At 68.5% G+C, this 20068-nt stretch carries 16 protein-coding genes and 2 pseudogenes; 6 read left to right on the forward strand and 12 right to left on the reverse strand.

The genetic code is table 11. The features are described 5' to 3' along the window. Positions 1-70: 70 nt before the first annotated feature. Positions 71-1576, reverse strand: a complete 1506-nt coding sequence (locus OG429_RS02930; RefSeq protein ID WP_328923679.1) for a SpoIIE family protein phosphatase — start codon at positions 1574-1576, stop codon at positions 71-73. Positions 1577-1886: 310 nt separating this feature from the next. Between OG429_RS02930 and OG429_RS02935 the strand changes: the two genes are divergently transcribed. Then, entirely contained in the window at positions 1887-2282 is a 396-nt protein-coding gene (locus tag OG429_RS02935; RefSeq protein ID WP_328923680.1) for a hypothetical protein, read from the forward strand. A 56-nt stretch (positions 2283-2338) separates the two neighbouring features. On the opposite strand, the gene OG429_RS02940 is transcribed toward OG429_RS02935, so the two are convergent. From OG429_RS02940 to OG429_RS02980, 9 genes and pseudogenes are all read right to left on the reverse strand, one after another. Beyond that, entirely contained in the window at positions 2339-2821 is a 483-nt protein-coding gene (locus OG429_RS02940; RefSeq protein ID WP_328923681.1) for an SLATT domain-containing protein, read from the reverse strand. Between the two features lie 177 nt (positions 2822-2998). Then, positions 2999-4792 carry an RICIN domain-containing protein gene (locus OG429_RS02945; RefSeq protein ID WP_328923682.1) on the reverse strand — a complete coding sequence of 598 codons (1794 nt, stop codon included), beginning with the start codon at positions 4790-4792 and terminating at the stop codon, positions 2999-3001. A 194-nt stretch (positions 4793-4986) separates the two neighbouring features. Beyond that, positions 4987-6255: a M20 metallopeptidase family protein gene (locus OG429_RS02950; RefSeq protein WP_328923683.1), complete on the reverse strand. Its 1269-nt coding sequence runs from the start codon at positions 6253-6255 to the stop codon at positions 4987-4989. 315 nt (positions 6256-6570) lie between these two features. Continuing rightward, positions 6571-6828, reverse strand: a pseudogene (locus OG429_RS02955) (serine hydrolase); the annotation flags it as partial. 199 nt (positions 6829-7027) lie between these two features. After that, positions 7028-7417, reverse strand: coding sequence for a DUF1048 domain-containing protein (locus tag OG429_RS02960; RefSeq protein ID WP_328923684.1), 390 nt, complete (start codon positions 7415-7417; stop codon positions 7028-7030). Positions 7418-7419: 2 nt separating this feature from the next. Then, positions 7420-7749 carry a PadR family transcriptional regulator gene (locus tag OG429_RS02965; RefSeq protein WP_328923685.1) on the reverse strand — a complete coding sequence of 110 codons (330 nt, stop codon included), beginning with the start codon at positions 7747-7749 and terminating at the stop codon, positions 7420-7422. A 159-nt stretch (positions 7750-7908) separates the two neighbouring features. Beyond that, positions 7909-8532: a hypothetical protein gene (locus OG429_RS02970; protein WP_328923686.1), complete on the reverse strand. Its 624-nt coding sequence runs from the start codon at positions 8530-8532 to the stop codon at positions 7909-7911. A 161-nt stretch (positions 8533-8693) separates the two neighbouring features. Then, the gene (locus OG429_RS02975) at positions 8694-10184 is read right to left on the reverse strand and encodes a Dyp-type peroxidase (protein ID WP_328923687.1); all 1491 of its coding nucleotides are present in this window, start codon (positions 10182-10184) and stop codon (positions 8694-8696) included. A gap of 237 nt (positions 10185-10421) precedes the next feature. Next, positions 10422-12026, reverse strand: coding sequence for a flavin monoamine oxidase family protein (locus OG429_RS02980; RefSeq protein WP_328923688.1), 1605 nt, complete (start codon positions 12024-12026; stop codon positions 10422-10424). Between the two features lie 315 nt (positions 12027-12341). Between OG429_RS02980 and OG429_RS02985 the strand changes: the two genes are divergently transcribed. The 4 genes from OG429_RS02985 to OG429_RS03000 all read left to right on the forward strand — a co-directional run bounded on the left by OG429_RS02985 (position 12342) and on the right by OG429_RS03000 (position 17740). After that, positions 12342-12791 carry a hypothetical protein gene (locus OG429_RS02985; protein WP_328923689.1) on the forward strand — a complete coding sequence of 150 codons (450 nt, stop codon included), beginning with the start codon at positions 12342-12344 and terminating at the stop codon, positions 12789-12791. Between the two features lie 11 nt (positions 12792-12802). Continuing rightward, complete coding sequence (locus OG429_RS02990) at positions 12803-13240, forward strand: hypothetical protein (protein WP_328923690.1); 438 nt, start codon at positions 12803-12805, stop codon at positions 13238-13240. Positions 13241-13852: 612 nt separating this feature from the next. Next, complete coding sequence (locus OG429_RS02995) at positions 13853-16333, forward strand: SpoIIE family protein phosphatase (protein WP_328923691.1); 2481 nt, start codon at positions 13853-13855, stop codon at positions 16331-16333. Between the two features lie 171 nt (positions 16334-16504). Beyond that, entirely contained in the window at positions 16505-17740 is a 1236-nt protein-coding gene (locus OG429_RS03000) for a PP2C family protein-serine/threonine phosphatase (RefSeq protein WP_328923692.1), read from the forward strand. 70 nt (positions 17741-17810) lie between these two features. Here the strand turns inward: OG429_RS03000 and OG429_RS03005 are convergent, their stop codons facing one another. Beyond that, on the reverse strand, positions 17811-18269 hold the full coding sequence (locus tag OG429_RS03005; RefSeq protein ID WP_328923693.1) for a DUF6463 family protein: 459 nt from the start codon (positions 18267-18269) through the stop codon (positions 17811-17813). Between the two features lie 250 nt (positions 18270-18519). Here OG429_RS03005 and OG429_RS03010 point away from each other — a divergent pair, with 250 nt between their 5' ends. Next, positions 18520-19335, forward strand: a complete 816-nt coding sequence (locus OG429_RS03010; protein ID WP_328923694.1) for a TIGR01458 family HAD-type hydrolase — start codon at positions 18520-18522, stop codon at positions 19333-19335. 92 nt (positions 19336-19427) lie between these two features. Here OG429_RS03010 and OG429_RS41370 read toward each other — a convergent pair. Next, positions 19428-19667: pseudogene (locus tag OG429_RS41370) on the reverse strand (PP2C family protein-serine/threonine phosphatase); the annotation flags it as partial. Positions 19668-20068 lie beyond the last annotated feature (401 nt).

Genomic DNA, 20068 nt, shown 5'->3' on the forward strand with positions numbered 1-20068 from the left:
GGGCGGGATGCCGCTGCTGCGGGCCAGGGGACTGGCGGGCGGTGGGGCGGGGCCGGCGGGGCGGGTACGTTCAACCGGCCTGCCCGGCCGTCGGCGTCGCCCGGGCGATGAGCAGGGCTACGTCGTCGTGATCTCCCGGGTGCCGCATGGTGTCCAGAAGCAGGTCGCAGGTCTCGTCCAGCGAGCGGCTGGGCTCATCGAGGGCGTCGAGGAGGACTTCGAGACGTGTGTCGATCGGCTCATCGCGGGTCTCGACCAGGCCGTCGGTGTAGAGGACGAGCTGGTCTCCTACCTCGACGGCAAGGCTGACGGTGTGGAAGGCCACACCACAGCCGCCCAGCGGCGCGCCGGTCGGCAGGTCGAGGAGCTCGCGCGTGCCGTCCGAGTGGAGGAGGACGGGAGGCAGGTGCCCGGCGAGGGAGAGGTGGCACTGCGCCGTGTGCGGGTCGTAGACGGCATAGACGCAGGTCGCGAGCGTGTCGAGACCCTCGGTGACGTGATCGAGGTGGTGCAGGAGCTGGGCGGGGTCGAGATCGAGATCGGCCAGCGTCCGGGTGGCGGTGCGCAGCTGGCCCATGGTGGCTGCGGCCGCGACACCGCTGCCCATGACGTCGCCGACGACGAGTGCGGTCTTGTCGCCGCTCAGGGGGATGACGTCGAACCAGTCGCCGCCGATCTCCATGGTGGCCTGGGCGGGGCGGTAGCGGGTCGCGACTTCCAGGCCCGGCCGACGGGGTGGTGTGTGGGGCAGCAGGCTGCGCTGGAGGGTGAGGGCGGTGTGGCGTTGTTCTTCGACGGCTCGGTGCCGCTCGGTGACGTCCACGCTGGAGGTGGCCACGCCCAGTACGGTCCCGTTGGGGGCTTCGAGGCGGTAGAACGAAATCGACCAGGCGTGATCGTGATCCGGGTCGGCCGGAGTACGGCCGACGGTGTACTGGTCCACGATGGGAATGCCGGTGGCCAGTACCTCGCGCATCGCAGCTTCGAAGGACGCGTCGACGGCCGGCAGCACCTCATGCACGTGCCGGCCAATGTGCTCGGCGGCCGACACCCCGTTGAGGCGCTCCTCCGCAGGGTTGACCGAGACGTACCGAAGGTCGGTGTCCAGCACGCCCAGTCCGACCGGCGACTGGGCTACCAGCCGGGCGGAGAGTGCCAGGTCTCGTTCGACCTGCCGCACCGTCGCCTGGTCCGCGGCCAGGCCCAGGGCGTAGTAGTCCTGCTGGGAGTCCAGCAGCCGCATGTTGCGGAACTCGACCATGCGCGTGCTGCCGTCCTTGTGCCGAACGGGGAAGGCTCCGACCCAGCTGCGCCCTCCTTCCATGACCTGAGCGAACATGTCCAGCACGGTCGGCAGGTGCTCTTCATGGACCAGCAAGGTGCCCGCGAACTCGCCGAGTGCCTCCTCGGCGGTGTAACCGAACAGGTCCTCCGCCTGCGGGCTCCACAGATCGATCCTGCCGTCGGCATCGAGGAGTACGGCGGCCATGCTCAGCACATCGAGCAGACCGCCCGGCCCGGACGTAGCGGCCCCCGCCCTGTCGGGATCGTCCCGCGAGGGCTCGGTTACACCCATCTCCGGGCTCTCCTTCCCGCCGCCGAAGGCGGCGGCCCTGTGCCGGGCAGTGATTGCGTACCGGCGTTTGCGCTCCGAGCCATCTCATCGTCCCCCTCTACGGAACGCACGTGCACGCCACGCCGTCGAGGGACGGACCTCACCGCTACGGCCGAAGACGGAGCCGGGACGGTCACGTCAGAGCGCGGAGCGCTGACAGGACCGCCGGCGCTCTGCCTCACCCGGGCCGGGGCTCACCGGGGCCGGGTGCAGTGCCCGGGTTCACCGTGCGGCCGGCCGACAGAACCGCCTCAGCACCGGGAGAACACAGATGAGCAGGATCCTCGCCGTTGTCACCAACCAGGCGACCTACGGGACGGACCCCCACCGGACCGGACCGTGGATCGCGGAGCTGGTCCACTTCTACGCGGGGGTTCGCCAGGCCGGCTTCGAGGTCGACATCGTCAGCCCGGCAGGGGGGCGGGTGCCGCTGGATCCGCGCAGCACCAGATGGGCCGACAAGCAGGTACGCACCTACATGAGTGATCGCGCGTTCATGTCCGGCCTGGACCGCGCGGACGGCGGGCACCGCGGCGACTGGGAGCAATTCCACAGCACCTTCAAGGTGAGGCCGGACCGGAACACTGCAGTCACCGTGGTGTGCAACGCGGATTCACCGGATAACTTCCGTGCGGCACACCAACTGATGGACATCTGGACCAAATGACGGGTCGGCCGACGACCTCCCTCAGGTCGCCGACTGATCACACCGTCACACAGGGCCTAGGAATTGGTTGACGACGCGGGTTCCCGACGGTGCGCCAGCCAGGTGCGGCCCAGGTCATCCCAGATCGCCTGATACCGGCCGAATATTTCGCCCAGCTGATCGAACGTGAGCTCGTCGGCGGCCGTCGATGCCACGAGGTATTCGAGTTCATCGGCAAGCCGCCGGAACCGGTACTGCGCTTCCTCCATCAGGACCCAGCGGGAGCGCCAGTTGAAGAACGGTTCGACGGCTCCCAGCAGCGTCACCAGCGCTACACACGCCAAGGCCAGACCAGTCCACGCGTTGAGATTCTGGAGTCCCAGGATGACGGTGGACCCGGCGGACAGTGCGAGCGTCGCCAGCTTGGTGATGGAGGCGCTTCGACCGAACCGCTTCTTCTTGCCGCGGGCGTAGCCGTTGCCCTGACGGATCTTGTCGAGCAGGAGGTCGGCTGCCTCCCTTGGGCTGGGACCGACACCTGGTCCACTGTCCGGCTGCACTGCGCCCCCCAAAGCTCTGTCGTCAACTGGCCGCCCGCTCACCGTCAGGCGCCGCCCTGGCATCGCACGGTTCCTTGGCGTTGCCGCTCGACAGCCCCTGCCAGGGCAGATGATCATGTCATTGGCATACGGTCAAGCGCGATGACACAAGGCAGCCGACCGGGCAGCGCCTTGGGGTCAGCGGGGCGTCTTGGGCCAGGTCTCGTCCTTCGAACCGTTGCAGGTCCACTGGATCAGTTGTGAGCCCTTCGTGGCGGCGGAGCCCAAGCCGAGGCATTTTCCGGAATACACGTTCCGCAGAACGTGGGTGTTCTCGTCGTACCACCATTTCTCGTCGACAGCACCGTTGCAGGTGTACTGGACGATTTTGGCTCCGTTGTCCAGCTTGGATGCCGTCCCCATGCACTTGCCCGAGTGTTCGTTCTGCAGGAAGAACGCAGCCTTCCCGTTCGCATCGGTCGTGTCGACGAACACCCAGCGTTCGTCGCGGGCGTTGGTACACCCCCACTGGATGACGGGGTCGCCGTTGTCATGCTTGTTCCCGACTCCCGCGCACAGGGCGCTGTAGCCGTTGCTCAGATACACGCTCTTGTCGGCGGCGTTCGGGACCAGCGAGAACACGGACCGGTCGCCGGCCGCCTCGTTGAGACCCCACAAGCGGCCGGATGACGGCGCATAGCTCAGGTTCTGCGTGACCGAAGGCGCCCGGGACATCACCTCCGGAACACCGTTGGGCTCCGCGCGGTAGATACACGCGTGATCGCCGTTGTCCGAGGTCCATTCGTCGTCGCCCATGTAATGGGGTGGACACGCGGCGGACAGGTAGTAGTACGTGCCGTCCGTGGCAACCCCTTGCAGGAAAGTGATGTTGCGCGGTGCGGCGTACGCGGCCGACGCCTTGACCGTGCCGGCGCTGTCCGGCTGGAGCAACTCGGTGGAACTGTCGAGGGGCCAACGGATCACGTTCGTGGTGTACGGACTCCCCCCGTTCGGATCGACCCTGCTCGGTCCGGCGAGGTATTCACCCGAAACCAGGTGGTCCGTCGAGCCACTCCGGTCCAGGCTCAGGGAACTGAGGCATGCCCGCTCACCGGGACAACTCCACAGGCTCTTCCCGACGGGCGGGATGATGTAGCGGCCCACCATGGGAAGGGCCCACTGGTGGTGGCGGGCGGAAGAAACGCCGTTCACGATGCCGGTGTCGTCGCTGGCGGCGTCGCCCATCTTCCACAGGTGCCGGAAGTCGTAGACCTGCAGCTCTCCACCATTGGCCACGAACAGCCTGTTTCCGTACCAGACCATGCCGTCCGTGTGGATCTTCGTCACCGGCACATAGTTCCCACCGCCCGCACGGGTCGGCTGTACGAGCATGACGTGCCCGTAGTCCCAGTTGCTCCCGGTCGAATCGACGATGGAGATCCGGCCGAACTTGTTGCGGTGTTCCTCGGCGTCGCCGCCACCGTTTCCGTAGTACCAGGAAGCGAGGACGAGGTGGTGACCGTTCACGGTCCCGCCCGGATGGGCGTCATGCGAGCCCGTCAGCCCTTGGGGGTGCCAGCCGCCCGCCGGATCCCAAGCGCTCGTCTTGTCATCCCGTTCGTCCCAGCAGAACCCGTTGTACTTGTAGGTCCCGTTGAGTCCGGTGGTGTGGCACAGGGAGCGTCCTGCGTGCTGCCGGGATTGCGCAACGTCCAACGGCGTCACGTTCGTGACCGCTCCGGAACCCTCCAGATCCCGGACGATGTCGCCGTAGTCCTTGAAATTGGCGTCCGGGTCCACGTGCATCGTGTACTTGCCGGCGTCGACCTCCGCGAAGGTGGATCCTGCGGCCACCGCAGCAGGCTGAGATCCCACGAGGGCGAGTGCCGCCAGGCATAAGGCGGCCAGCACTGCCCCCACGGAACGCACCTTTTCTGAACGTCCGTCTGATTTCATGCGAAGACACACTACTGACCGGTCCGGCCGCGCCACACACGGGGATACGGTGCCGTCACCGACATTCGCACATCAGAGCGGAGATACGTAACCGCTCACGGGGAAACGGCAGAAGCCCCTGTTACAGGGATCTGGACCCATCTCGTGGAGCCCCGGCAGTGTTCCCCGTCAGCCGTCACGGTCCCTCGGGACGCGAGAACCATTGCCCCTTGGTCCCTCCAGCGAGACGGTCATGTTCCCGGGCGCCCGTGCGTCGCCCCTCTGGGCAAGGACCCGGCTTGGAGGGCCGCGGCCGCGTAGAGGGCGGCTCCGGTCGCCAAGGCGTCCTCGTCGAAGACGACACGGTTGGAGTGGCAGTCAGGGGCTTGCTCGGGCGGCGTGCCGGGCAGGCACGCCCCGAGGAAGGCCATCGCGCCCGGTACCCGCTGCAGGACGTAGGAGAAGTCCTCCGCGCCCATGACCGGTTCGGACAGGTGGTGTACCCGGTCGGGCCCGAGGAGGGTGGCCGCGGTGTCGTGGAGGGCCGCCGTGCAGGCGCCGTCGTTGACCACGGGCGGGTAGCCCTCCGTCAGCGTGACGTCGACGTGCGCTCCGTGAGCAGCCGCAACGTGGTGGGCGACGCGGGTGATGCCGTCGCGTACCAGTTGCCGGGCGGCGGGCGAGAGAGTACGGAAGGTGCCTCGGATCTCGGCGGTCTCGGGGATGACGTTGACCGTCGTGCCGGCGTGGATCGAGGCGACGGTGACCACGGCCGGATCGAAGACGTCGACGGTCCTCGTGACCATGGACTGCAGGGCCTGGACGATCTCGCAGGCGACGGGGACGGGGTCCAGGGCCCGGTGCGGCGCCGAGGCGTGTCCGCCGCGGCCGCGTACGGTCACGTGCAGCCCGTCGGAGGCAGCGAACGTGGGCCCCGGCCGCAGGTGCAAGGTGCCGCTTTCGAAGCGCGTGGTGATGTGCAGGGCGAACGCGGCCGCCACGCCGCTGCCATCGGCGTTCCCCAGCACTCCCTCGTCGATCATGTGCTGGGCGCCGCCGCCGGACTCCTCCGCGGGCTGGAACATGAAGACGACGCGGCCGGCCAGCCGTGAGCGGCGGGCCGCGAGCAGCCGGGCGGCTCCGACGAGCATGGCGGTGTGGGTGTCGTGTCCGCAGGCGTGCATGGAGCCCGGCACCCGGGAGGCGAAATCCAGACCGGTCTCTTCATCCAGCGGCAACGCGTCCATGTCGGCACGCAGCAGGACCGCCGGACCGGGCCGGGCGCCGTCGAGGGTGGCGGTGACGGAACTCAGACGGGACCCGGTGGCCAGGTCCAGTCCCAGCCCGCCCAGCGCCTCCAGGACGGCTTGCTGCGTGCGCGGCAGGTGCCTGCCCATCTCGGGGAAGCTGTGGATCCTGCGGCGCAGTTCCACGATGCCGGGCAGAGCGGCGTGCGCCTCGGCGAGCAGCCCCTCGAAAGCTTCCCTGGGCGGGGTGTCGCCGCCTGCCGCCGTCACCACGCCACCTCCACCGCGTCGCCTGCCGACGGGAGTGTTTTCGCGTACAGGGTCTGGCGGGTATCCAGCTCGGCGAGGCTACCGGCCGGCAGAGCGACACGCACGGCATCTCCTCCAGGAGAACGGGTCATACGGCGACTCATGTCTGCCACGCGTCCCGGGCCGCCACGCCGACGACCCGCATCCGACGCGCCGACCATCCTGCTGGCCGCGTCCGCTGACGCGCCGGAGGGAGTACAGGTCTGCCGAAAGGGCGCTCAGAGCGGCGACGGCCAGCGGCCGGGTGCGGGTGGCCGTCCTTCCAGGTGGGTAGGCAGGTCAGTCGTCGATCGCCTGGTAGAGGGTGGTCCAGAAGTCGTGGATGGCCCGCGCTGAATCCGGAGTGGACATCCCTGTCTGGGTGAGCAGGATGCCGACGAGTTGGTTGTGGGGGTCGGCGTATGTAGAGGTGCCGGCTCCGCCGTCCCAGCCGAACTGGCCGATGGGCGCGTAGTCCCCGCGGTAGGTGCGCACCGTCATCCCGAAGCCCCAGCCGCCGGTCTGCCCCTGGCCGTGTGACAGATGGACGACGCTGCGCCGACGTGTGTCTCCCCGCCCCGGCCGACCAGGGCGACGAGCCCGGGGATCCGTTCGGACTCCACGTGCCGTGCCAGTACCTCGCGCCGTCTGCGCAGCCCTGCTTCGGAGAAGCCGCTCTTGCCTTTTCCCATCAAGAAACTTCTTGTGTAAGCGTTCGACTGACGCCCGGCCCCGGGCACGATGTGACGTGCCGCTCTCAGACGGTCCTGCCTTCTTTTCCGGTGTCTTCGCCGGCGGCTCGTTCGATGTCGTCGGTCAGCTGCTTCCGCGCACGGGCGGGGACGTAGCCCCCCTCCGAGTAGTTCTGGACGAACGCCTCGACGAACTCCACCGGGTCCTCCCCGACGATCTCGCGGATCGGCGTTCCGTCCACCGCGGCCTGCTCGAACAGGTCGGCGAGGTCTTCGAACATCGACGCATTGCTGTCGCCGTCGGTCGGCACGAAGTACATCAGGTACCGCTCGATCGCTTCAGCCGCCGTGCGGTAGTTCCCGGGAAGCCGACGCGAGCGCGCCTTGTACGCCCTCCAGCGCTTCTTGGGCCCGATCACCTTCGAGATGAAGCCGCTCTTTTCGACATCGGACATGGTCACTTGCCCCCTTCGCGGAGCTGTTCCAGTCGTTCCGCGAGGAAGCTCCACGTCCCCCAGAACTCTTCGAGGTACTCCCGCCCCTGAGAGTTGAGGGAGTGCACCTTGCGCGGCGGCCCCTTCTCGGAGGGGACCTTCTCCACGTCGACGAGACCGCGCTTCTCCATCCTGATGAGCAGCGCGTAGACGGTTCCTTCGGCGATGTCGGAGAAACCCTGCTCCCGCAGCCGTGCCGTGATCTCGTAGCCGTAGGCGGGCCGGCCGGACAGGGACGCGAGGATGATGCCCTCCAGCGTGCCCTTGAGCATCTCCGTCAGCAGCTTGGCCATGGAACACCTCCCTCTGAGCTACTCAGTGCTGTTGATTACCGGTACACCGTATCGCTGACTAGCGGTACTTAGCAAGACCGAATAGTGAGTATAAGTCGGTACCGTCAGCGCTCAGTTGGAGCGTCCGGATCGCCCTCCCCCCGCCGCGGCGGTAGCCGGTCAGTCCAAGGTGAGCTGGAAGTACGCCGTTTCCCGGAAGCCGGCGTCCGGCGGGTCGACTTCCACGGTGACCGGGATCCCCTTCCCGCTCGGCCTGATGCGGACCGGAACGGCGCGCTTCTCGTCCGTGCCCAGCGGGGGCATGAGGGCGGCGGCGGACTCCCTCCGGTTCAGCCAGGTCAGGCTGTACCCGGAGGCGTAATGGTCGAGCGACTTGCCCGCGCGGACGACGAGCGGTGCGGAACTGTATTCCGACACGCCGGCGTCCAACGACTCCCCTCCAGGGCGGAGCTCTTCGTCGGTGTCGTTCTCGTAGGTCACGGTGAGGCTGTAGGTCCCGTCGGACTCTGGGCGCGGTCGGCTGACGGTGACCTTCAGGCCGTCCTCGTACCGGGCGGTCGCGCCGGGGCCGAGGGGGTCTGCCACGTGTCCGGCGGGGCCGCTCTTCTGTTCCAGCTGGCCGTAGCCGTCGAGGCCCTTCTCGAAGTCGGCCAGTGCCCAAGCGCCCAGAGCGACGAGGACGGTGAGGACCGCGACGGCGATCGCGCAGCCGTTGAACCACCGCGCGTTGCCTGCGGTTGGGGTGCCGTCGGTGGTGTCGATGGGGGTCGGGTCCGTGTCCATGCAGGTCACGGTAGGGAGCGGCCGGCCCACGGATCATGAGCGGGCGTACTCAAAGACCGGCTGAGTAGCCCCGTACGCGAGTGGGGCTCAACTCTGAACCTCGAGTGGAGCCCCGGCCCGCCTTCCGCCACTGCTGCCGCAGCGGCGCAGGGTGCAGCGCGCTATGCGCCGGCCTTCTCGAGGAAGCTCAGGCTGGGCATGAAGAAGTACTCGCCGCCCTTCATCGTGACCGACTGCTTGAGAGTGGCCTTGATCCGCTCGGCGTTGTCGAACTTCTGCGGCCATTCCTGTTCTGTCACCTCACCCTGCCCGACGATCGGGTCGAGCCCGGTGTCGAGAACGTCTGCCGGATTCGGTCTCACCTCGGGACGCAGGAACTTGGGATCGTTGCACCAGGACTTCTGCATGAACTCGAACTGGTTCTGGATGTTGCTCTGAGCACACAGGAAGAGCAGGCCGACTTTTCCGGCGACGTCGAAGCTGATGGCGCGCCGTACGATGCGGGCGTCCCGTTCGAGCGGACTGTCGGTTTCGCCCCGCGGGTTGGTCTTGCGGGTGTGTGCCTGGAACGGGCACCTGTCGCCGTTCGGGTCCTGCTTGTAGTCGAAGTTGTTCGGGATCTCCTTGCCGACCCCGCTCTCCGAGGCGTACGCCACCACCGGGGCGCCATCGCGGAAACGCCCCATCATGTACGCCCCGGCCAAGTCCTTGTCGGACTCGTTGGCCGCTTCACGGCCGTCGGCGTGGGCGATCGCGTTGGCCAGGACGAACCTGTCGTGGTTGAACTGGGCGATGTTCTGTTCGAGCTTGCGGTAGACGAAGTACGTGCCGTAGCCGGTCTCCTCGTCGCCGCCCGGGTCCTTGACCAGGACCAGCCCGAGCGGGGCCGAAGGGTCGTACCGGAACTGTCCGTCCACGGGTTTCACCTTCTCGACGTCCGCGGCGTAGAACAGCGGATTGCTGACCCCGTCGACGAACCCGAAGTGCTCCCTGACCGGGCCGTTCTCCCCGTAGCGCAGGACGGAGCCGATCTCCTTGTGCGCGATCCTTCCGCCGCTCTTGCCGACCTCGCCGCTGATCCGGTCGGCTTCCCGCGCGACCTTGGCCGCACTGTCGTCCGCGACGATGACGAGGGCGTGCAGATCCTGCTGGAACCCGGCCTCCCACTGGTCGTGCCCTGCGGGTGCCGATACCGGGGGATCGCCGAGTGTGCTGGTCGTCTCCTTGTTCTGCGCACCGCGCAGGAACGCCGTGTCCTGCGGAATCTGCCCCGCAGGAGTGCCCAGCGTGTCGTACCCCTTCTTGGACAGCAGCACGTTGATGAAGATGTCACTCGGCCGCTCGGCGAGTTGTGCCTCGCGCCAGGCGGCCGGATAGGGCTGCTTCTCCGATTCGGCGAACATTTTGCGGCGCCACAGCGAGTCCTTCCACTGCTTCGAAGCCGATGTCACACGACCTGCCATGGAGCCGAGCCACTGTCTGGCCTCGGCCGGCTCCGTGAACTGGATGAACAGGTGCTGGCTGTGGTCGCGGCCATGGCTCTTGAGGATGTTGCCCTGGATGTCCCTCAGGTACGTGTCGAGATCGGATGGAACGTCGGAGAAAGCGTCAGTCGGACCGATCGGGGATTGGTTTGCGAGGTCGAGAGGCATGGCGGACTACTCCGTTCGCGGGAGAACAGGGGGGAGCCGGCACAGCGGTCGGGCTCTGATGTCCGTTCCCGTGGTGCTCACGACGGTTAACGGGTGAGGTGTGTGATTACTCCGGGTGCCCGGGACGATCCCGCGCATGGCCCTTCGTCGTCTTGACAGGACTCCGCTCCAGGGAAGGGGTGTCCAAGGGGCAACGATCGGCCGGGTCCTGGCCGGCCGATGTGATGCCTTCGCGGCCTACGAGCCGAGGTAGGCGCTCGGTGACAGCCAGGTCGGACGGGCCAGGCGGAAGTGCTCCTCGAGCATCAGCTCGGCCTGGGTGAGCGCGCCGTAGACCCAGCCCTGCCCGGTCGACCACGCGGAACCGCAGACGTACAGGTTGGCGTCGGGAAGCGGGTGGCGCATCCGCGGCATGACCTCCCAGCTCTTCGCCCCCACCTGCCAGAAGTGGTAGGCCGCTCCGTAGGGGTCCTGCACCCAGTCCTGGAAGTAGGCCACCGTCGGGTCGGGGATGCGGGCGTCGGGGCCGTGAAGCTCCCGCAGCTGGCGCTGGGCCTCCTCGACCAGCGCCCCCGGCGCCACCGCGTCCATCGGCCGTGGTGGCCGGGTCTGCGCAACCGGGGCGAGGCGGTTCGGCTGCGGCAGCAGCTCGTTCCAGAACTCCACGTCGCTGATGTCGTTGTAGGAGGCCAGCAGGAGGGCGTTGCGGTTGGCGGGATCGGCCCCGGTCTGGTCCCCCTCGACACCCCAGTAGTAGACCTGGCGCAGCGGCAGGTCGGTCACCGAGCGGCCGGCCCGCAGGCCGAGATCCTCCCACCACGGCCGGTCGTAGCCGAGGAAGAGCTTGGAGGCGGGCCGCGGGATGATCGAGCCGAGGTCGGACAGGAACTGGTCGCTGCTGAAGAGGAAGCTGTCCGGGTCCAGCAGCTCGATCGAGCGCTGAGGCATCGCGAGAATGACGTGGCGCGCCCGGACCGTGAGCGTCTGGCCCGCGGGCCAGACGGAGAGGGTGAGTCTCAGCACCTCCTCGCCGTCGACCGTCTCCCGGTCGATCCGGCGCACTTGGTGGTGCAGGTGGACGCTCCCGCCCTCGGCCACGAACCGTCTGACGAGCTCCTCGGGCATCGTCTGGTAACCGTCGCGCAGGAGCAGGTAGTTCGGCGGCGGGGAGCCGACGAAGTCCGCCACTGACGCCTCCATCGCCTCGATGCCGTTGACGTTGGCTACCACCGCGCCGTAGCCGAAGCCGTCGTCGAGGAATTTCCATCCCTCTTGCCCAACTGCGTCGAGCAGAAGGTTCCAGAACCCGACGTCGTAGAGCTTCCGACCGTCGGCCGTCGCCGTCGCCTTGACCTTGTCCCACGCCTGGTGGTCCATGGAGGCGGCGTTGGGGAAGAAGCGCTCGATGACGGACAGGAGCGCCTCGTCCGGCGTGTTGCCCCGGATCGCGGCGGGCAGATCGTAGGGCACGACGTTCGGATCGGCGAACTGGGGCAGGGTGAAGCGGCGTTGGCGTAGATAGGCGAGGTTCTTCGGCTCGTCGACCGGGAAGGGAACCGAAGGCAACCCGAGATGGTCCACGAGGTCGGCCACGACCGGATGGCTGCTCAGGTAGCGCATGCCACCCAGCTCGGCGTGCATATGGGGCATGCCGGGCGGCGTTACCGAGAAGAGGCGGCCTCCGACGCGCCCGCTGCTCTCGAACAGGCTGACTGCGAGGGGACCGCGGCGACGTCGCCGAAGGTCCTCCAGCATGCTGCTGCCTTCGGATTCCGGCCCGAGCAGTCGCCAGGCGGCGTACGCCCCGGACACTCCGGCGCCGATGACCGCAACGTCGATCACGCCGTCCCCCGACTGCGTCGGCGCCTCCGTCGCCCCGTCGAGCGCCTCATTCCGCGTGAACGTAGCGCGACGCGTTGGTTCGCCCATCTCCGGCAGCCTCCCAGCTCACTGTCCTCGGTACGCCACCTGCTGTGGCCATCGGACTCCCATAACGTAACCATGCGGACATTTCTCGACCTGTTGTCGAGGGCGAACGGGCGAGTGCAACCTGAGTGGACCGCTCCGGGTGCGCCGACTTCACTGGAGGCTTAGCGTGGTGATCCGCATTGCGGTGCTTTTCCGGCGATATCCATCGATGCCGGCACTGGAGTAAACATGTTGCTAGCGTCAAGCCTCGGAGGTTACTTCCACTGGGAGTTGCTCCTGGCGGCTGTTTTCGGCTTCGTCGGAAGCTGCGCTTTTCTTGGTGCACTCTTTCTCGGATTCCTCGGAGAGCAGACCGCAACGCGGATACGCGCGGGCTTCGAGAAATTGGACCTCCGCCCCAAGGGTGAGCCGGCGACAACACGCTTGAGTCCTTCCAAGATCTGCTCATTCATGCTGCTTGGAGCTGCACTGGCCGTGATCTTCCAGTTTCCGTACGGCACTCAGTTCGCCTATCTTCAAGCGCTCATCGTGGGCGTCGCGTGGCCCACACTGATAGGACAGATCATGCGCCAGGCGGAGAGCGAGAAGATCTTGGGGCTTGCCGACCAGGTGCAAAACCCTGCGGGATCTTCCACCAGCTCCCCTGCCGGGCAACCCGCCGCGAATGGGCCGAGGTGATGGGGAGGGCAATGGTGGTCGCCTACAAAGACGTCGCCCGCCTGCCGGTCGAGCAACTGCTCTCCACCACCGACGCACCCTGCGTGGTCACGCCACAGACCAGCGTCGCCGACGTACTCGCGGGCCTTGCGGCACGGCGCCATGACATTGCCCTCGTGAAGAGAAGTGCAACGGACTTCAGATTTGTAAGCCGTGAGCGGCTGCGTGGGGCTGCTGAAGCTGCAGAAGCTTCTGGGGGCGACGCGCGCAATATTCTGGTTGACGGCGTCATCGGCGACGAAAAATCCGTCGAGGTATTCACGGTACCCGCAACCGTGACGCTTGAACGTCTGACCGAGCGGGGCACTCCGAACGAGATACTGATAGTTACCGACCCGAAAAGCGGCGAGCCTCAAGCAGTGATCGATCGCACGCAACTGGCCGGCCGTATTCGACGGCTGGTTTCCTGACAGGTCCAGTGCCTGCATCTCGTCTTGCCGTCATTCATCCCCTGCGACGTCCGCTCCGACGTCAGCGCCGGCCGGGCGGGGCCGGTGCCCCCCACTCGCCTGCCCCAGGGGCAGGGCCAACCCCTTGCGCCGCCGCACCCGAAAAACGCGCGGCTGATGCGGCACGCTGCCGCGCGGCTGATCGGAAGTTCATCGCGGCACGCCTTCACGCCGCTGCCCACGTGACATTGCGCGCCGCCCGGCTCATCCTCGTAAGTAGGCGGAGCCGCTGCGGTTTCAACGTCCCCGCCGCCAATGAGCGAGATCGATGCCGGTCCCGCCCACGGCCGTACCGGCGCCTCCAACCGGCCGAATACCGGCCCGGCGTATGCGTTCTCGCTGGTAGGGGCGCTGACTGCGCCCTTCCATGGGGAGTGCGCGATGGGCGAGGACTGGGACGTAACGCCGTGATCAAGGAGATGGCACACACCGGACGGCCCTCTGCCGACGTGCAGCAGCGCGGCGACACTGGACACGAGCCGACCCCTCAACCCTTGGTCTCTGATCACCCTGGGTAGTCGCTGCGGAAATACCCGCTGAGCGTTCCGTTCGGCAGGTCGAAGGGTGGTAGCGATGGACGCACCAGCTCCGGGGTTGGGCGAGCGGCCTGAGGACCCGTTCGCGCTGCACAACTCGGCCTCGGCGGTACTGGACGACCAAGGCAGAATCGTCGGCTGGAGCGAGCGCGCACAGGAGCACCTCGGCTACCTGCCCGATGAGGTGCTGGGCCGCATGGCGGTCGAATTTCTGTGCGACTCCCGTGATCGTGAGGCGGTCCTGGACGCAGCGGCCGCGTGCCAGCGCGACCGGGGCTGGTCCGGTGTCCTGCCCGTCCTGCACCGCAGCGGGCGACGGGTGGAGCTGGGCTTCCGCGCCCGCGCTGTCATCCGCGCCGGCTCGGCCCGCGAGTGGTTCCTCGTCGTCGCCCCGGCGGAGGAGGTACTCCAGTGGGAGACGGATCGGTCGGTCTTGGACGGCATGTTCCGGCGCTCCCCGATCGGTCTGTCCGTCCACGCCCCCGATCTGAGCATCCTGCGGATCAACCGGGCGCTGGCCCGGTTCACGCAACTTAGCGCGGCGGAGATCCGGGGCCGACGCGCCGGCGACTTCCTGATCGGTCCGGACCTGGAGGTCTTCGAGAGCCGGCTGCGGCGGGTGCTGGAGACGGGCGAACCCCTGATCTTCACCGAGCAGCCCTGTCGTCTGAGGAGTGACCCCGGCCACGAGCGGGTGGTGTCGGTGTCGGCGTTCCGGATGCAGGATCCCGCCGGCGGGATCCTCGGAGTCACCCAATTGGTGGAGGACGTCACCGACCGCTACCGGGCCCGGCGGCGGCTTGCCCTGCTCAACCGGGCGAGCGCCCGCATCGGGACCACACTGGACCTCGGCCAGACCACCTGGGAGCTGGCCGATGTCGCCGTCCCCGTCCTCGCCGACGCCGTCTCGGTGGATCTGCTGGAGCCGGTGGCCCGCGGTGAGGAGACCGACGTGGAGGCGAGCGGACTGGTCCGCAGGATGGCCGTCCAGTCGGTCATGGCAGAGGCGCTGCAGGTGATGTACCCCGCCGGAGAGGTCTTCCGCTTCGACTCCCGCACCTCGCAGGCCAGGTGCCTCGCCGAGCGGCAGCCCATCCTGGAACCCGTGCTTCAGAGCAGCCCCGGCTGGTACTTCCAGGATTCGGAGCGCACACAGCGCGCCTTCGGCCTGGGCGCTCACTCACTGATCGTCGTACCGCTGACGGCCCGCGGCCTGCTCCTCGGCCTGCTCAGCCTGTGGCGGGCCAGGCGGCCCGAACCTTTCGAGGAGGACGACCTCACGCTCGCGGAGGAGTTCGCCGCGCGCGCCGCCCTCTGCATCGACAACGCCCGCCGCTACACCCAGCAGCATCTGGCTGCACTGACATTGCAGCGCAGCCTGCTGCCGCGGGAACTGCCCGAACACAGCGCGGTCGAGGTCGCGCACCGCTATTTGCCGGCTGATGCCGCCACCGGCGTCGGCGGCGACTGGTTCGATGTCATCCCCCTCTCCGGAGCCCGTGTCGCCCTCGTCGTCGGTGATGTCGTCGGCCACGGTCTGCACGCTGCGGCCACCATGGGCCGCCTGCGCACAGCCGTGCACACGCTGGCCAGCCTCGACTACGCACCGGACGAGGTCCTCTCCCACCTGGATGACCTGGTCAACCGCCTGGCAGCCGAGCAGGAGCCTGCTGACGGACGCTCGCAGGGCCAGCAGATCGTCGGCGCGACGTGCCTCTACGCGGTGTACGACCCCATCTCCCAGCGCTGCACCCTGGCCCGCGCGGGCCACCTGCCCCCCGCCGTGGTGGCCTCCGACGGCACGGTGAGCCTGCCCGACCTTCCCGAGGGCCCACCGCTGGGCCTGGGCGGACTCCCGTTCGAGGCAGCCGAATTGGAACTCGCCGAGGGAAGCCTGCTGGCGCTGTACACGGACGGCCTCGTCGAAGGCCGTGGCCACGACCTCGACGAGGGGCTCAAGAGGCTGCGAGAAGCCCTCTCCCTGCCCGGCCGCTCGCTGGAGGAGACTTGCACGGCAGTGCAGGACGCCCTGCTGCCCGAGCACCCGCAAGATGACGTCGCGCTGCTCGTCGCCCGCACCCGCGTGCTCGCCCCGGAGCAGGTCGCCTCCTGGGAACTGCCCGCGGAGCCGACCGCCGCCGCCCGGGCACGGGAACTGACGGAGGCCACACTGACCAGGTGGGGCTTGGAAGAGGTGGCCTTCACCGCCGAACTGGTCGTCAGCGAACTGGTCACCAACGCCTACCGGTACGGCGGCGGCACGCCGCTGACCCTGCGGCTCATCCGCGACCGCAGCCTGATCTGCGAGGTCTCCGACAGCAGCAGCACCGCTCCGCACCTACGGCGGGCGCGCACCACCGATGAAGGCGGGCGCGGTCTGCTCCTGGTGGCCCAGCTCACCGAGCGGTGGGGCACCCGCTACACCCGGGACGGCAAGACCGTCTGGACGGAGCTTCCCCTGGCCACGGCATCGGAGGGGCACTTCGCGAATGCCGCGATGCCCGCGATCGATTGGTGACACCGGGGTACCTTCAGGGTCCGCGGAGGCGGCAGCCGAGGCCCCACCTGCCGCCGCAACCGCTGTCGTTCCGTGCGACACCGATGGCGCAGGCCAACAGGCACGGACGCCGCGTACCTCGTTACGTTGGCGGGAACACCCGCGACCAGCGGAAGGACTGGCACGAGGCACGTGGTGACTCAGATCGATTACCAGTCGTTGTTCGCGGCCACGCCAAGCCCGTATCTCGTGCTGGATCCCGACTTGATGATCGTCGATGTCAATGACGCCTACCTGAGGGCGACCGCGCGGAGCCGGCAGGAGCTGGTCGGGCAGTACCTGTTCGATGCCTTCCCGGACAATCCGGGGGACCCCAAAGCGGACGGGGTACGGAACCTGGGGGCCTCGCTGCACCGGGTCATGCGGTCGAAGGATCCGGACACGATGGCGGTGCAGAAGTACGACATCCCCGTTGTGTCCCAGCCGGGGATGTTCGAGGAGCGGTGGTGGTCCCCGATCAACACCCCCGTGTTCGGGCCGGACGGGGACGTTGCGTGGATCATCCACAGGGTGGAGGACGTGACCGAGTTCGTCCTCTCCCGCCCTGGACAGTCACGGCACGGCGCGCTCGGTAGGCGGGAGGCGATGGAAGCCGAGCTGTACGCCCGGGCACGGGAGCTGCAACGGCTGAACGAGGAGCTGCGCCAGGCGCATTCCCGGGAACGCCAGGTCGCCGTGACGCTGCAGGAGGCGATGTTGCACTCGCCCGACCTGGAGCGGCACCGGAACGTTGCGGTGCGATATCTGCCCGCGGTCGGCTCGCTGAACGTGTGCGGCGACTGGTACGACGTGGTCGACCTGCCCGGTGACTGTTTCGCTGTCGCGGTCGGCGACGTCGTCGGCCACGGCCTGGAGGCCGCTACCGTCATGGGTATGCTCCGCAGCGCACTGTCCGCTGCCGTCCGGGCCCTCCACGAGCCCGCCAGGTCGCTCGAAGTCCTCGGCCTGTACGCCCGGTCGGTCGAAGGGGCTCTGGCCACCACCGCCGTCAAGGCCGTGATCGACACCCGCCGCCGCCAGATCACCTACAGCAGCGCCGGCCATCCCCCGCCTCTCCTGCTGCACGCCGACGGCACGTGCGCGGTTCTGGACCAGGCGACGGACCCGCCCCTGGGTGCCCGCCCCGAACACGCCACCCGGCCCCAGGCCGCCCTTTCGTACGCTCCCGGCGACACCCTCGTGCTCTACACCGATGGGCTCATCGAACGTCGGGGCGAGGACATCGACGCCGGCCTGCACCGGTTGGCCGAGGCTCTGGCCGACTATGCCCGCCTCGATCCCGACGACCTCTCCGACGCCCTGCTGACCCGCCTCGAAGTGGCCCGCGGCGCCCACGACGACATCGCCTTGGTCGTCGTACGCCTATGACCCCGCGGAGCGCAGCCCACCGACTCGTTCACGGCCGCCACCGAGTCCGGCGGACCCGGTCGGCGACGGGTCACGCCGGGTCGTGCTCGCGGGCGCGGGACGCCCGCGATCGGGCGTCCCTCCGCGCCGCCAGGATGACGAGGGCGCCGGAGATCATGCCCACGAAGTACGGAGACGGCACCAGCAGGACGCCGCCGACGAAACACCACGCCGCGATGCCCCAGCCGATCCCTGCGGGCACGGCCACCCCGCGTCCCGCCAGATGCCGTATCAGGCAGCCCAAGAGGATCAAGGGCACGGCAAAGCTTCCCGGACCGGCCCAGAAGGCGACGTGGCTCTGAAGGGACTCCACCGTCGGGTCCGCGCCGTTGCCGCCCGCCAGTTCCAGCGGGACGGCTGCCCATACCCCTCGGTCCACCCAGCCGGTGACGTCCGCCCAGGAGAACACGGTCAGCAACACCAGGTGACCTGTGCCCAGCAGCAGCATGATGCCGCTCGCCCAGCGCAGCAGTCGCTTACCGGACTCCATCGTCAGCCCCGCCTTCTGTGTTGTGCCGTGCCACGCCTTGGCCTCTAGTTCTATACGCAACCGTATACTTCGATTTATACGGTAGCGCACATCAGCATTTCCCAACACCCCGCCAGAACAGGCGAGAAGACGCGGTCCGCGCATGGGCGCGCAACGGGTCGGCGGGCGGCCGGGGATCCGGAACCCGATCCCATCGACACCCGCGGCCAATGAGGCCCGCCCCGGGCGCCGCGGGGCTACCGTCAGCTCCATGGAGCGAACCCGAGCGGTCCTGATCGACATCGACGGCGTCCTCACCGTCTCCTGGAGGGCCCTGCCCGGGGCGGTGGCGGCCATGGAGCGACTGCGCGCCACCGGCCTCCACCTCGCGCTGGTCACCAACAACACTTCCCGGACCCGCGCCTCCATCGCGGCGCGCCTGTCCGAACTGGGCTTTCCCGTCGGCGCCGACGACGTTCTGACCGCGCCGGCCGCCACGGCCGCCTACCTGCGCGACCACTGCCCCGGCGCCCGCTGCCTGCTGCTCAACAGCGGCGACGTACGGGAGGACCTGACGGGTGTCACCCTCGTCGGCGAGGGAGAGGAGGCGGACGTGGTCGTCCTGGGCGGCGCCGGCCCCGAGTTCGGTTACGAGGCCCTCAACCAGGTCTTCGGGCACCTGCAGCGCGGAGCCCGGCTCCTGTCCATGCACCGCAACCTGTACTGGCGCACCGAACGGGGACTCGACCTCGACACCGGAGCCTTCCTCGAAGGACTCGAGAAGGCGGCCCGCACCGAGGCGCAGGTGACGGGCAAGCCCGCGCCCGCGTTCTTCGCCAGCGCCCTGACCCACCTGGGCGCTGACGCCTCCGAAGCGCTGATGGTCGGCGACGACATCGAATCGGACGTCCTGGCCGCCCAACGCAACGGCATCACCGGGGTCCTGGTGAAGACAGGCAAGTACCTCCCCGAAACCCACCGGAGCGCCTCGGGAACCCCCGACCACGTCCTCGACTCCTTCGCCGGCCTGCCGGACCTGATCGCCGCCCACACCCCCGGCCCCCGCCCCGAACCCGGTGGCGCCTGAGCGATGCGGCGAGGCCTCGGCCACACGGGCTCCCGGTACACGTGACGCAGGTCCATTCCCAGGGGCGGGCCCGCATCGCACGGCAGGCGGCGGACCGACCCGTCCGGCCGGAGCAGCAGGGCCGGCGGGTGCCCGGCCAGGGCGATGCGGCAGCGTCCGGTGCCGCCGTCGTAGACGACACAGGCACAGGTCGCGGCGAGTTCGCCGTCGCTGCTGGTGAACAGCGCGTCCAGGCGGGTCAGCAAGGGGCCGGGCGGCATGCCCACGGACAGCAGTGCGTGTACCGAGGCTCGGTACCGGCCCATGGCCGCGGCGGCGACTCCGTGGCCCATGACGTCGCCAATGCCCAGTCCGATCCTGCCGCCGGGGAGGGCGACCGCGTCGTACCAGTCGCCTCCGGCCAGGTTGTCGTCCTCAGCTGGGTGGTAGCGGTAGGCGAGCTGGAACCAGTTGGCCGATGGCAGGCATGCGGGCAGCAGGTGGCGCTGGAGGGCGAGGGCGGCGAGCCGTTCGCGCCGGTATCGCAGCGCGTTGTCGATGGCAGTGGCCGTGCGGGCCGCGATCTCGCGCGCCAGGAGGACGGCGTCACTGCTGAAGGGGCCTGCCTGCCGCAGGAAAGTGACAGCTCCGAGCAGCCTTCCGACGGCGGTCAGCGGTACCGCGAGGCCGTACCGCGCTGTGACGTCCGCCCTGTCTCCCCCCTCAGACTCGAAGGCGACGGGCTGGGCCGAGT

It is taken from the genome of Streptomyces sp. NBC_00190 (assembly GCF_036203305.1).
Taxonomy (GTDB): Bacteria; Actinomycetota; Actinomycetes; order Streptomycetales; family Streptomycetaceae; genus Streptomyces.

Excerpts from the sequence above, each read along its gene's own strand:
- OG429_RS02930 (WP_328923679.1), bottom strand. The coding sequence starts at position 1,576 with ATGGGTGTAACCGAGCCCTCGCGGGACGATCCCGACAGGGCGGGGGCC.
- OG429_RS02935 (WP_328923680.1), top strand. The coding sequence starts at position 1,887 with ATGAGCAGGATCCTCGCCGTTGTCACCAACCAGGCGACCTACGGGACG.
- OG429_RS02960 (WP_328923684.1), bottom strand. The coding sequence starts at position 7,417 with ATGTCCGATGTCGAAAAGAGCGGCTTCATCTCGAAGGTGATCGGGCCC.
- OG429_RS02965 (WP_328923685.1), bottom strand. The coding sequence starts at position 7,749 with ATGGCCAAGCTGCTGACGGAGATGCTCAAGGGCACGCTGGAGGGCATC.
- OG429_RS02970 (WP_328923686.1), bottom strand. The coding sequence starts at position 8,532 with ATGGACACGGACCCGACCCCCATCGACACCACCGACGGCACCCCAACC.
- OG429_RS02975 (WP_328923687.1), bottom strand. The coding sequence starts at position 10,184 with ATGCCTCTCGACCTCGCAAACCAATCCCCGATCGGTCCGACTGACGCT.
- OG429_RS02985 (WP_328923689.1), top strand. The coding sequence starts at position 12,342 with ATGTTGCTAGCGTCAAGCCTCGGAGGTTACTTCCACTGGGAGTTGCTC.
- OG429_RS02990 (WP_328923690.1), top strand. The coding sequence starts at position 12,803 with ATGGTGGTCGCCTACAAAGACGTCGCCCGCCTGCCGGTCGAGCAACTG.
- OG429_RS02995 (WP_328923691.1), top strand. The coding sequence starts at position 13,853 with ATGGACGCACCAGCTCCGGGGTTGGGCGAGCGGCCTGAGGACCCGTTC.
- OG429_RS03005 (WP_328923693.1), bottom strand. The coding sequence starts at position 18,269 with ATGGAGTCCGGTAAGCGACTGCTGCGCTGGGCGAGCGGCATCATGCTG.
- OG429_RS03010 (WP_328923694.1), top strand. The coding sequence starts at position 18,520 with ATGGAGCGAACCCGAGCGGTCCTGATCGACATCGACGGCGTCCTCACC.